The organism is Bdellovibrionota bacterium, from assembly GCA_035292885.1.
Lineage (GTDB): Bacteria > Bdellovibrionota_G > JALEGL01 > JALEGL01 > DATDPG01 > DATDPG01.
In genome coordinates, this window is the sequence record DATDPG010000134.1 from 1 (window position 1) to 12817 (window position 12817).

Genomic DNA, 12817 nt, shown 5'->3' on the forward strand with positions numbered 1-12817 from the left:
TGGCCGCGGGTTGCGGAATCTCCGAACCGAAGGCCGAAGCCGCTCTCGGCGAATTTTACCGGCATTGCCTGGCGCATCTGGAACAGGAAACCCCCTTCGCCGTTTCTTCCGCAAAGTTCACTTGGACGCCTCGCCGCGGCAAGGTCGGGGGGCACACCCTCTTTTCCGAAATGCAGATCGAACATTTCGATGATAACGTATCGATTCTCTCCCGACTCTTGGCCGAATTGAATCAGATCGGGCGCCGCCAACCCGTTCAACTCTACCTTCAGTTTTTTTCGTCGCCCGAAAGGCCGCCGAAACTAACGCTCTCGCCCGATCACCTGCACGAAATGACGTTTCAGTACGAAAACCTGTCGTTTCCCGAAATTCAACACCGGATCGGGCGGCTGGATGCCGATGCAAATTATCGCGGGGCGATCGCGGATGCCTTTCTCTTGCTGGAACAGCGGAAAGCGGAAATCGGGACTTCATGCGCGGCGACATATATTCTTCGGAAAACCCGGACGGGAGGATTTGAAGTTCGTGTGACCGCTTCCTGGGGCGGGGAGAACATTGAACCGGATTCGGCCATCATGCCTCTCGAGCAAAAGAGCGGATTTTCCTTGGCGCGCATCGGGTAAGAAGGGAGCTGAACATGGAATTACGAAAATTTATCCCTCCGGCCGCCACGGCTTTTTTCCCCTCGGCCTTGCGGGAAAAAATGTACGGCGAGCTGTGGCAAAAGAGTCAAATCGATGTGGCGGTTCGTGACCATGAGGATGCGTTGGCCATCAAAACCCACCCACTCCCGTATTTGGAGCTTCTGTTCAACGTCACGAATCGGCTTCCGGTGACGATGCAAATCTTCGGCGCGCACGTCGAAATCTGGCTGGGCAAGCCGGTGGTGGTGTTTTCCACGTTTATCAGCGACTCGTTCCGGGCCGGAGAAAAACGGGAGGGATTGCGCGCCTATACCTTTTTGAACAACTTCCAGTCGGAGCTCTTGAATCCTCCCAAGAAGAGTGCTCCGCCTTCCAATGTATCCATTGTGTTGACGGTTTCTTGCCGATCCTCCCTCGGCTTGGTGGAAAAAACGATCCGATCGTCTTGGCTGCCTCCGAAAATTCTTCCATAAATTCATGAATGCCATGTGGGGTTATCTGGCGGTCGGTTTTCTCGGGGGCATTTTCGCCGGCTTTTTCGGTGTGGGCGGCGGAATCGTGCTGGTTCCGATTCTCGTATGGCTTTTCGGAATGAGCCAGCATCAAGCCCAGGGAATATCGCTTGCCGCGCTTCTCCTCCCGGTGGGCGCACTCGGCTTCTGGACGTATTACCGTGCGAATCCGTTCCCGTTGACGCCGGCGCTGATGATCGCGATCGGCCTTTTCTTGGGCGGTTATTTCGGAGGATCGTTCGCTCAGATCCTGCCCGACCGTCCGCTCCGAATCGCGTTTGGGATCTTGACCGTCGCCGCCGGAATCAAATTGATTCTGGGAAAATAGGATCTCCGGACTGGTTGCATGACCGGAATCCACCGAGGGATTGCCCCTCACGGGGGAGCAGATCCACGTTCCAAGGATATTTGACTTGACTCCACTTTACTCGATAGTAAAGTGGAGTAATGTCCAAGATCGTCGGGCGATATCTCGATGGCTGGGTCCGAGAGGACCTTCGGAAGAAAATGGTCCTTCTCGGAGGGCCCCGACAAGTCGGGAAGACCACCTTTGCCCAGGGATTGCTTTCGGATTACCAAGATGGGCATCCGGCGTACATGAACTGGGACGATCCCGTACAGAGGAGGCGAATTCTCAACAAAGACTGGCCTCCCAGGGAACGGTTGCTCATCTTCGATGAGCTTCACAAGTATGCCAAATGGCGGAACCTACTCAAAGGCTATTACGACATGCTGAAATCGACGCATCAATTCTTGATCACGGGGTCGGCGAAACTTGATATCTACCGGCGTGGGGGGGACTCGCTTTTGGGTCGTTATCATTATTACCGGATGCATCCTTTCACTCTGGGAGAGCTCGGATTTGAAAAAGATGCCTTGAAGCTACTTCTAAAATTCGGCGGATTCCCCGAGCCATTTCTCTCCCAGAACGAACGAGACCTGCGTCGATGGCAGTTGCAGCGACTTGAACGCGTGGTGAAACAAGATCTTCGGGATCTTGAGCATGTGCGCGAAATCACGCTTGTCGAACGGCTGGCGGACGCACTTCCGGAAAGGGTGGGGGCGCCCCTCTCCATCAAGAACCTAGCGCAAACGCTGGAGGTGGATTTCAAAACAGCGCAAAAATGGATCGAAATATTGGAAGCCCTGTATTACGCATACCGAGTCCCTCCATTCGGAAGTCCACGAATCCGGGCGGTCAAAAAGGAGCAAAAACTTTACCTCTGGGATTGGAGTCTTCTGGTAAACGAAGGGTTTCGTTTCGAGAATCTTGTGGCGAACCATCTCCTCAAATACTGCCATTTCGTCCAGGATACCGAGGGGTATCAGATGGAACTTCGCTATATACGCGATGTCGATAAACGCGAAATCGATTTTGTCGTGATCCGGGACAAGCGACCCATCTTCGCAGTCGAGTGCAAAACGGGGGAAAAGGAAATCTCACCTCATATTTTCTATTTTCTGGCTCGCACGAAAATCCCGAAGTTTTATCAGGTTCATCTGGGCTCCGCGCATCGACAACCGTCGGACCAAGTGGAGCTGCTTCCCTTCACCGAATTTTGTAAGCGGATGAGTATTCCATAGCGAGGCATTCTTCATTGCCGGAATCAAACTAATTCTGGGACGGTGAATGGTGTCGTCCGAGGCGGTATTTTCTCCCCCGCCGGTCGGACATCGCCACAATTCTCGGAAAGGACACTAAGTCCCGGTGGGCCTGCTGCCGTGTGACAGAGCCGTCGAGCGCCGCCAAATAGTCTGAAACGGAAATCACCGGACGCTCCTTTAGAAGCCGCCGAACAACTCGATATCGAGTTTCCTTCGAAAGCGTGGCCGGCTTTCGCATGGCCGGGAGTTCCTTCAGCATCGGAAGGGTTTGCACTCCGGTGCGATCCAGCGGGCCCCTAACTCCGCCAACCGACGATAAAGAGAATTGCTCTCGTCCCGCGACAGAGGAAACATGATTCCATTGGGGATCATTTTACCTCTAGTTCGCTCTTGATTTCGTCCGGGCGATCAAGCTCCTCAAACACCCCGTTGGTCAATATCTCTAATAACGAATTTATGCTTTAAATATAAATAGATAACATATATTTCTAAATGTCGATAATACGGTTACATATCGGCCTCAGCGGGCCAATTACTTCTTCACGCGCTCGGCGTTCCGAAGTTCGCGAACCATGTCGATATCTTTGGGATTGAGTTCGACCGCCTTTTTCAAATGCGGCATCGCATCGTCCTGGCGGTTTTGAACGAAGAAACCTCTCATTTTCCGCCGGGCACGAAGTTTCGCAAAAACCGCGTAATTAAGTGCAATTCCCCGGCGCGTATGGTATCGCTCAATCGATTTTGATGCGGCGCAGAAAGCTCCTTTTGCTGTCGAAAATCGCCCTCCTTCTAATCGTGGGCTGCGTGATTTCTCTTATCCTCTTTGACGCCAAAGTAGCGGACGCCCAGAAGCATCGACCAATCTTAGTTGGCGGCGACCCAATTGGTGGGTTGGCCCGCCGCACGTATATCGATTTCCTCCATGAGCAAAACAAGTATATCCCCCGAGAGAAATTTCCCACCGGGATTCTTGTGGACGGCGCAGGATTTTATTCAAAACGGTTTATTGAAAAGGCGAATGGTGTTTCGGGAGTGCTGAGTGACATCTGTCTGAAAGTCAGCGAATTCTGGCAGGCCTATCTCGGACTCCGAAACAGCAAGTATTTTGGCACCAGCGTATTCCCCCCACATGAGGATATATCGGACATAGCCCAGCGTACTCTCGAGACTACTAGAGTCTATTCAATGGTCGTAACGTATGCGGCGTACAACTATATCGATTCCACGGCGGTATCGAATGGCCTCATCAAGGTCGTGGATGGGTCTGGAAATACCGTCACTGAGGGAAAACCGACGCCCGGGCAGCATTTTTATGTTGTAGAAACCGAGGCCGGAAAAAACCAGTCATACATGGGATCGCAGGTTTTCTTTGGCGCGGCGTTTTACAACCAAGATGTGTTTGGCGATGACGATAACCATCTCCATGTTCGACTACCTCCCGAGTTCATTATTACGAACGGCGCAACGGGAACCGCCGTCCCCGTGAGCTCCCTCTCGATCACCTTCCCCGAGGTTCCTGGACTGGACACCTGGCGACCTCTGGCTACAGAACCAGGCACTTTCACGGACTTCGACATGGCGAACGCCCCTTTGGTTGAAACCTCTCCAGGCAACGGAATCTTCATTTCGAAGACCTGCTTCCTAATTCAAGCTACGGTCGAGGGGGAGTTAAGGTATGCCGCCGGAGAAATCACGTATCACCCTCCTGATTTGACATCGGGCCAAACTTGCCATGCATCTCAGCCGGATGGACAAGCCCCAAGCTCCTCGGCTCCGGTTTACATCACGCGCCTCTACCCGGCAGCCTACAGGGAAAGTGAAGATTTTAACACGCGCTGCCAGGCGAAGAATCTAGTGATCGCGGTGGATGGTTTCGATGTCGACCAGACGCGTACGGTCGACAAGATTGCTCTCGACTTCACGTTCCCCCTCCGCAAGCTTCGCGCCAAGGGCTACGATGTCCTCCTTCTCGATTATGTGGATGGCCAGGCCGATATCACAAAGAACGCGGCCGGCCTCATGGAGATCCTCAAACATATCCCGGATCAGGAACCGTGGCTGACGATGGCGCCGGGCTACGAAAACCAGCGCGCCATCCTTCTGGCGGCGTCCATGGGCACGCAGGTCTCGCGGTGGGCGCTCGCGAAGCTAGAGGAACAGGGAATCGATCACCACATCGGCCTCTGGATCCCCGTGGACGGTCCCTTTGTCGGGGCGCAGATTCCCTGGTCCATCCAGGCACTCACTCCTTTTTTGGGGTTGATCAACGATGAAGCAGCTCTAATCGATAGAGGATTGAAGAGCCCGGCGGCCAAGCAGCTGGCTCGAAGAGGCCCCCAACTGAGTCCCGATCCTACACATACTGCCTTCTACACTCAGGCGGCCGCTTTAAACGGCGGGGTGGGCCTGCCGACGAAGTTACGAAAGGTTGCCATTTCCAGTGGAAGCGGCAGCGGGAAAAGCAGTGACGGTTATCCAGGTTATCAATGCAGCAGGGCTCCGTGCGACAACGGTGTACAGATGGAATATTTGAACAGCGGGGGAAACCTGTTTGGAGGCATGGAGATAGATGGCCGGACAGAGGTCTGGAACGGTGACTTTGCCGCCACCTTCTACGGTTACGTCGATTTTCCCTGCCTCGATGGCTTTTTGGCGGCCGTAGACTTGGTTCCTGCTATGGCCTGTGAAGGCTACGAATGGCACTGGAACATCACGTCCGGAAGACAAAACGAGGACGTGAGTCCAGGCGGCTATAAGGCCTTTGCCCAGCTATTTGTCGACAAATATAACAAAGCAAAACCGGTAAGTTGGTTCGACGACATGGAAACCAGTCTTCCTCAGAGCACGTTCATTCCATTTTTCAGCGCCATAGGCTACCGAGGAGCAGATAGCGGGAACCCGGATCCGCTTAAAGGCGATAGGATATTTGAGGGAGTAACCGAAGATGGTTACATCGGGGGCCCCGACGTCTCAGAAGCATTTGATACGACGCAGCCGAAGACGGACATCTGGTACGGGCCGGAAGACCCGAATCTTTTTCCAAATACTATGGATCCCGCTATTCAGTCGAAGTCACCTTTCGACGCGATCTGGTACGAACACGAGAACCACGAGCACGTCATCCCAGGTCCGACGGAAGAAAGTCCCGAGCCAAAAGATCTTCCAGAAGGCACAAAAAAATTCGTTTACAACGAAATGGATAGCTTCAGTTCACAGGAAGGCTTTTCAAACCGGCTTATGAAGCCGAGTCCCAGTGAACCCTCAGCCTATAGAATGCCTTCGAGCGAGAATTTCTTGTTCGGTTTTGTCTCTACAGTCTGTATAGACCCCATGCACTGTGCTCCGAGTTTGCCCAATCTTCTGACGGTCAACACCATGACCAAGAAGGCGATGCTACAGGCATTCGACTCGCTTAGTCGGTCCTGGTCCACGACGTGGGACTCGGGAAGCAGTGGCATGATTGGAAATTGGGCCATCGACAAGGGGGACAAGTTTTTCCTGATGGAACCACCCTTTGATCTCTTCGATCGTTCCACGAGACTTTTGAGCATCAGCGCAGGAACACCCGCTCGAGCGATGTTGCAGATACTTAGATCCGACTTCGAATTCGACCCCAGCTATTGGGCCACGGTATGGGATAACGGTGGCAGCGGCGGTTATCTTGGCCCCTGGTATATTCACTCCACCGATCTCTACACATTCGGCGACTTCGATGGCAGCGGATCGGCTCAACTTCTCGCGACGTATCCTTATGTTGGCAACCACGTACGTGAGCGCGATCGTCCTGGAGCTGGCGGACGCTCGGAGGCGTTTATTTTGCGATTTAACGGTACAACTTGGGAAGAGGCGTGGAATAATAATGGCGATGTAAATGGCGACGGTATCACTGACATTCATTTTTTGAATGATGCGGAAAGTGATCCGTTTATTACTGGGGAAGCAGGATGGCCGATCCGTTTTGGCGATCATTATGGAATTCTGCGACTAACCAGCGATGCCGCACAAGACACCCTCTTTTCCGTGAATCTCCTTCAAGACATTTTCAAAACGACAGACGATAACAACAACTCTGGCCGCAATCATTCTGCACGACTTCAGTATTTCGCCAGCAATTACTGGCCCCGTCTATGGAGTGATTCAATGGGAGCCGTCTTCGACAATCGCAGCACACCGGGCGTGATTGGGTCGTGGAATCTCAGAAATCCGGTAGATGGCCCCGAGGACGCTTTCTATAAAGCCGATATCGATGGTGAGGGAGTAGACGAGCTTATTAGCGTCAACGCGCATAACCTCCAAATTCAGAATTTTGATCCGGATTGGGTAAGCCACGGACTAATGTCTCCGTGGACTCTCAAATATTTTGCTCCTGTTGTTGGCAGCGACACCGTTTTCGGAAATTACACTCTTCAGTCAGGGGACCGATTCTACGTTGGCTATCTCGGCGATCCTAGTGCGTTGGGAGGGTTGGTTGCGAACTCCGGGCGTCACTCGGTTACGACTCGAAAGTACAGCGCCCCGAAGCCAAAGGATCTGCGTGAACAGCGCCACCCTAACCAGATAGAGACAATTGGAGCACCGGAAGCAATATTGGTCGTGAATCCCGAGACTCAGAACGCCATGATTCAAATCTACGACCTTTCGGACCCGACGCAGTGGAAAATCGTCTGGATCGACGATGGTAGCCACCGGCTGGGCGCTTGGGATCTGTACCAGAGATAAAGTTCAACTACTTCTTCACTCGCTCCGCGTTCCGAAGCTCGCGAACCATATCGATATCTTTGGGATTCAGTTCCACCGCCTTTTTCAAATGGGGCATCGCCTCGTCCTGGCGGTTTTGGGCGAGAAGAAACTTCCCGAGCAGATAAGCGGCCGCATCGCTCTCCGGCTTGATGTCGCGTGCCCGGCGCAACAATTCGTCCGCCGCTTTTACGTTCCGTTCCGGTGACTGCTGGAACGTCGTCCACCCAAGGTACGCCACATACTGAGCCTGGCGCGCGTCGATGTCGGCCGCGTACTGAAAAAACTCCACGGCCTTTTCGTATTTCTTGTCCTTCAAAAACTTCATCCCCTTTTGAAACTGCGAGTCGGCGTCCAGCAGCGTCGTCTGAATCCTAAACGCGCCGCCCGCCGTTTTCTTCTTCCCGCCCTCCTCCACTTTCCGCCGTTCCGCTTTCAGCTTGTCGATATATTTCGTTTTGCTCTCGAATTCGGAAAGCGTTCCAAAAGCTTTCACGCCTCGAAGAAGAATCTCGTCCGCCCGGTCCCGAAATTCCCCCAACGCGGGAGCGCGGAATTTGGACGGGCTATACCGCACGGCGAACTCCATGAACTTGTCCCGAATCGCCACGGCGGTCGCCGTCTCTTCCGCGCCCAAAAGCTCGAAGTAATTGAGCGACATCAATTTCATATGGTCGGAGGCGATTTCGTTGGCCAGCGCCAACGTTTCGGGATCGGTCTTTTCCACGGACTTCGCCGGCTCCACCGGTTTGAGCGCCTGTAAGAGCGTCGCACCGACCAGTTCGTCCAGCGACAATTCGCGCGTCCCCGCGGAAGCCTCTTCCAACAGACCGAATAGATGAAACGCATACATTCTGCGCCGCGCCGTCTCCTCGGAAACGTTTTGAGACGTGGCGAAGCTCTCGACCGTCTGCCCCTCCTTGAGCGTCTTGAGAGCTTTCACTTCTTCGGTCGTGAGCTGGAGGATTTCGGCGTCGCGCGGAGCTTTGGAAACCAGCCGGTACGTCCGGCCCGGCTTTCCGAATCCCTCCGCTTCCAATCTGGACAACGGAAAGGACGACTCGATACCCCGCAGGATCAAACGGACCGTCGCCGTTTTCAGCGGTGTTATTCTTTCCAAAAAAGTCGTGTCTTCGGCCGCCGAAAATTCACCGCGATCCCACGAAAAGACGTCTAAAATCTTTCCCGCTAAATTCTCCTGAAGAGACTCATATAACCGGGCGGGGTCGATGGCCCCCATCGACAAGAGAATCTCGCCCAACGGTTTGCCTTTTTCGAGCGATTGGACGAGAGCCGACTGTTCCTGCTCCGGCGTAATCTGTTTCTGTTCGACCAAAAACTTTCCGATGGTCTCGTGCAGCAGGTTGGATTCCGCGGAAACCGGATGCCCGTTTTCCAAAAAAATCTTCTTGGAAACTTCGCCCCGTTTGGCTTCGAGCACGCCCGTGAACTTGAGCCCGGCCAAGCGCCACAAAACGGCCGGGAACGGCGTTTTGAGAAAATCGCCCTGGGTCAATTCCGCGGGAAGGGACACTCGATCTACGCTTTTCGGATACCGGAGACCCTGAAGGAAAACGTGCAATTAAAGCCGGCCTTGTTCACGCGCCCGGAATAGGTCTCCTCCCCGTTCCCCTCGAACGAATTGATATCGTCGAATCTCCCGGTCAACCGGGCCGTCCGTAAGACATTGCCCTCCAGGCCCCCCGCATCCGCGATATCGGCTCCGCCGACGTCAAAGGTCGAATTGAAATTGAGGGCGCCGCGCAACTTCACTTCAATCTTGTCGAAACTGATGTCTCCGTCGTCATGCTTTACGACCACTTCCCGCGAATCGCTTGTGCCGGCGGTCGGAGATCCGATGAGCGTCTCGGAAGCACAGCCATCGGAGGTCACTTCAAAAAGGACCGTAAACGTCCCCGTGAATTGTTCGCCCGCGCCATCCCCGGCCGAAATACCCACGACTTCATCGAAGCTCGAACCTCCGCCGCTGTTTCCGCACTGTGCGGCGGAGAGGATCACCCCTCCGATCAGCAGTGCTTTCAAGACCGACTTCATACCTCAGGCCGCTATGGCCGACTCGGCCGATTTAATTCCGACGACGTCCACGACGTGCGGTCCCCGGGGTTTCACGGAAACGGAGCTGACTTTCTTGGGAAACGGATAATCGAAGTGGAACCGGTCGGGAAACGAATTGGCGTGTCCACAAAGCTTGGCGAAACGAGGGTCCGCCACCTTCCCAAGCACCGACACACTGTTTCCGGTCAGCACGGCGGAAACCGTGTACGTCGACATTTCCTCCGGCAGTCCATATTTGTACCTAAACGGGTGGTTCGGCGCCTTTTCGGGAAGATAAATTCGAATGATGTACTGGTCACTTTGTTCAAAAATCGTTCGAACGCGGCCGTATCTTTTCTGCACTTCGTCTCGGTCCTCGACTTCGTTCTCATGCGCTTCCCACCGGGGCTCCCACCCTTCAACTTCTTTCAGAACCACCTCGACAGGAGCTGATTGCGCGGCACCGGCTGCCGGCGCACCCGCCGCTTCACCCTCTTCCTTCTTTTCTCCTTTTTTCTGCCGCGTGTACGCCGTGCTCTTGGACTTGTCGAAGCCTTTGAAAAAGTCGGCGTTGATGGCGATGAATTTTTTCTGATCGGCCGGGACCTGGTCTCCCGCCCAAATTGCTTTCACCGGGCAGACCGGTTCACAAGCGCTGCAATCGATGCACGTGGCCGGCTCGATATAATATTGAGGGGACCCTTCGAGAGAATGAATCGAGTCGACCGGGCATGCGTCGACGCATGCCGTATCTTTCACTCCGATGCAGGGTTGCCCGATGACGTAAGCCATTGAAGTTCCTGACTGTTCGACGTTTTACTGGTGCCGATTCCCATTGTAAAGGAGAATGCCGCGAATGCCACGTTCCCTGCCGCCCGAACATCCGGAGGAAAATTCAAAGCGTTGTCCGAATTGCGCTTCGCCTTTGGTCATCCGTGAAGACGAATGGGTCTGTTTTACGTGCGCGTATAGCGAGAGGGTGAACCCCGGCTAGGAGCCTGTCCGACCAAGGCATGAAAATCATGACACATTCCAGTATTGATATAAGACTATCGTTCGTGATAGTCTTAGGAAGTAATGAAGGACACAGGACCGGGACATCGAACAGGTGAAAACGTATTGGAGGTCGATCCATGTATAGACATGTTTCTTTCGACAAAGCGCTAGCAAAGGAGCTTCAGAAGCGTGACTTCGCGCGGGAGTTTCTTCTCGCTCAAATGGAGGGAGACGAAGCACTACCTCTTGTCGAAGCATTACGAGTAACCATCCGAAGAATGGGCGTAAAGGAGTTCGCCAAGAAGGCGCATATACGCGCGAATAATGTGTCACGAATGCTCAACGGACATGTCGAGCCTTCAATCGATACTTTGGATCACTTTCTGGGACTGTTTGGTCTCCGAACCAAACTCTTCGTTGAGAAGGTCGCCTAAGAGGTTCCGGCCTCTTGGAAACTGAAGCAATCATTTCTGCCTCGATCGAATTGCGCGCTTCATATACTTTCGTGCTCATCGTGCCCTCCCGTACTTTAGAACGGAAATCGTATTTTTGGTCCATCGCAGCTGAAACGGCAACTTGCGAGGTCGGCCGGCGAGGGAATCGAAACGGGGTGACCCGATCTTCCAGCGGACCCCGCTGAAGATGATCGCCTGAAATCTGGCGGAGACAGGGTCGGATGGGCGAACCGCTTATTCGCCGATGAATTGAATAATGAGTTGCCGAGCGCGGGGACGGGTGTCGAAATCGATCATGACGATCTCCTGCCAGCGCCCCAGACTTAAGGCGCCGTCATTAAAAGGGACCGTCACGGACTGACCCTGCAATTGACCGCGTAAATGACTATGGCCGTTGTCCTCCCCGGCGTTCAACGTATTGTGATTCAACGCGGGGTCTTTCGGGATCAATCGTTCCCAAAAAACGTTCGTATCGGATCGGAGGCCGGGTTCATCTTCAATAATCATAATGGAAGCGGTCGTGTGGCGAACGAAAACGGTCACGATACCCGCTTTCAGACGGCTGCTCGTCAACGCTTCCTTGACCTGCTTCGTCAGGTTTTCAATCTGGCCGCTCCCGCGCACGGTCAGTTCGAGCGGTATGCTTTTCACGGTCATGCGCTGCCCGCCGACATCGTTCGAAGGAGCTGCCGTTCGGTGCGCGTGAGCGAACGTCCCCGGGCCTCTTCGAGAAGTTCGTCGAAGGCTCCCTCCGCCACCAGCGACCAAAGCGAGGACACGACCGGCTCACTTAAGATTCCCTCTTGTTGCAATTCCGCCAGATAGGAGAATGCGTCGGGCAACGCTTCCTTCTCCCTCGTATAATAATCCTGGCCCCGTTGCCGGTTGTTGTAGGCTTCAAATTGTTCGCACGCGACCAGAATTTCGCCCAGCTCCCGAATCCACGGCTCCGCGCCGGCCAATTTTTCAGGATAATAATAGTAGAGCATGACCAGTTCCATCCAAGGCAGCCAGCGAATACCCATCTCCGCAAGCTTGGGTTTCACTTCCCGCAGGCGACGGCCCAAACGCCGGGCGTAGCCCAGTCGCATTTCGACCTGTTCCAAAGCCCAGTCGTCGAGGGCGATTCCGGCCGCTTCCAGTTCACGCCCGTAGCGTTCGACGAACGCTTCCGTTTCACGCCCGTATTTCGTCTGGGGATGGACCACCCGCCATTCCCGCGGCCGCGTCGGAATTCCCCGCATTTTGGCCCAGGACCAAATCAACCCGAACAGCTTCCGGTCGAGCCCCGCCCGCCCGAGGTCGTGCAAAATGCAGGCGACCTGATATCGCCTCACGCGCTCGGTGTCGTGTCCCAGCTTTAGAGCCACCGAGGCGCACATCCGGGCCGTTCTCAAAGCATGCTGCCGGTCGTAGCCACGGATGACGCGCTGGGGACGTCGGGGGTCGGGATAATCGTAAAAGCGCAGCAGCTTCCGCACGAGCGGAAGGGGCACCAGAAGCGGCGCGTAGGTGTTCTTACGATTCAACATGTCAAAGCGGAGGGGTTCCCATCTATCGTCGTCCCCCGGGTGTGTCAAGGCGCCGTTTTTCTTCTTACCACTTGTGCCAAAGGAGCTATCATGCCCGCACGGGCTCCCGGCACTATGAAGTCAGAAACGATCATCGATCTTCGGAGCGATACGGTCACGCGACCGACTCTGGCCATGCGGAAGGCGATGGCGGAAGCCGTCGTGGGCGACGATGTATTGGGCGACGACCCGACGGTGATCGCTCTCCAGGAAAAAGTGGCCCGACGGCTCGGCAAGGAAGC

General features: G+C 54.5%; 14 protein-coding genes. 7 read left to right on the top strand and 7 right to left on the bottom strand.

Annotation, left to right across the window (positions count from 1 at the left end; all coding sequences use genetic code 11):
* From VI895_10180 to VI895_10195, 4 genes are all read left to right on the top strand, one after another.
* Nucleotides 1-623, top strand: a 623-nt coding sequence (locus VI895_10180; protein HLG20164.1) for a hypothetical protein, incomplete at its 5' end; no start/stop codon positions are given.
* 14 nt (nucleotides 624-637) lie between these two features.
* A complete protein-coding gene (locus tag VI895_10185; GenBank protein ID HLG20165.1) occupies nucleotides 638-1117 on the top strand; it encodes a hypothetical protein in 480 nt (159 codons plus the stop codon).
* A gap of 4 nt (nucleotides 1118-1121) precedes the next feature.
* Complete coding sequence (locus VI895_10190) at nucleotides 1122-1484, top strand: TSUP family transporter (GenBank protein HLG20166.1); 363 nt, start codon at nucleotides 1122-1124, stop codon at nucleotides 1482-1484.
* Between the two features lie 119 nt (nucleotides 1485-1603).
* Complete coding sequence (locus tag VI895_10195; GenBank protein HLG20167.1) at nucleotides 1604-2740, top strand: ATP-binding protein; 1137 nt, start codon at nucleotides 1604-1606, stop codon at nucleotides 2738-2740.
* A 28-nt stretch (nucleotides 2741-2768) separates the two neighbouring features.
* On the opposite strand, the gene VI895_10200 is transcribed toward VI895_10195, so the two are convergent.
* Nucleotides 2769-3035 carry a hypothetical protein gene (locus VI895_10200; GenBank protein ID HLG20168.1) on the bottom strand — a complete coding sequence of 89 codons (267 nt, stop codon included), beginning with the start codon at nucleotides 3033-3035 and terminating at the stop codon, nucleotides 2769-2771.
* Between the two features lie 258 nt (nucleotides 3036-3293).
* Nucleotides 3294-3422 (bottom strand): hypothetical protein, encoded by a 129-nt coding sequence (locus VI895_10205; protein ID HLG20169.1) that lies wholly within the window; start codon nucleotides 3420-3422, stop codon nucleotides 3294-3296.
* 41 nt (nucleotides 3423-3463) lie between these two features.
* Between VI895_10205 and VI895_10210 the strand changes: the two genes are divergently transcribed.
* Nucleotides 3464-7480 (top strand): hypothetical protein, encoded by a 4017-nt coding sequence (locus VI895_10210; protein HLG20170.1) that lies wholly within the window; start codon nucleotides 3464-3466, stop codon nucleotides 7478-7480.
* A gap of 7 nt (nucleotides 7481-7487) precedes the next feature.
* On the opposite strand, the gene VI895_10215 is transcribed toward VI895_10210, so the two are convergent.
* Genes VI895_10215 through VI895_10225 form a run of 3 tightly spaced genes read right to left on the bottom strand, consistent with a single transcriptional unit; the run spans nucleotide 7488 to nucleotide 10345 of the window.
* The gene (locus VI895_10215; protein ID HLG20171.1) at nucleotides 7488-9032 is read right to left on the bottom strand and encodes a DUF4388 domain-containing protein; all 1545 of its coding nucleotides are present in this window, start codon (nucleotides 9030-9032) and stop codon (nucleotides 7488-7490) included.
* A gap of 5 nt (nucleotides 9033-9037) precedes the next feature.
* On the bottom strand, nucleotides 9038-9553 hold the full coding sequence (locus VI895_10220) for a hypothetical protein (protein HLG20172.1): 516 nt from the start codon (nucleotides 9551-9553) through the stop codon (nucleotides 9038-9040).
* 3 nt (nucleotides 9554-9556) lie between these two features.
* A complete protein-coding gene (locus tag VI895_10225) occupies nucleotides 9557-10345 on the bottom strand; it encodes a ferredoxin family protein (protein HLG20173.1) in 789 nt (262 codons plus the stop codon).
* Between the two features lie 341 nt (nucleotides 10346-10686).
* On the opposite strand from VI895_10225, the gene VI895_10230 reads away from it, so the two are divergent.
* Nucleotides 10687-10983: a helix-turn-helix transcriptional regulator gene (locus VI895_10230; GenBank protein ID HLG20174.1), complete on the top strand. Its 297-nt coding sequence runs from the start codon at nucleotides 10687-10689 to the stop codon at nucleotides 10981-10983.
* 255 nt (nucleotides 10984-11238) lie between these two features.
* Here VI895_10230 and VI895_10235 read toward each other — a convergent pair whose 3' ends face one another.
* Together VI895_10235 and VI895_10240 are read right to left on the bottom strand one after the other, a co-directional pair.
* On the bottom strand, nucleotides 11239-11661 hold the full coding sequence (locus VI895_10235) for a secondary thiamine-phosphate synthase enzyme YjbQ (GenBank protein ID HLG20175.1): 423 nt from the start codon (nucleotides 11659-11661) through the stop codon (nucleotides 11239-11241).
* Nucleotides 11658-12536, bottom strand: a complete 879-nt coding sequence (locus VI895_10240; protein HLG20176.1) for an HD domain-containing protein — start codon at nucleotides 12534-12536, stop codon at nucleotides 11658-11660. Before VI895_10240 ends, VI895_10235 begins: the two co-directional genes overlap by 4 nt.
* Before the next feature lie 114 nt (nucleotides 12537-12650).
* On the opposite strand from VI895_10240, the gene VI895_10245 reads away from it, so the two are divergent.
* Nucleotides 12651-12817 (top strand): beta-eliminating lyase-related protein (locus VI895_10245; GenBank protein ID HLG20177.1); only part of this gene is annotated, 167 nt, incomplete at its 3' end.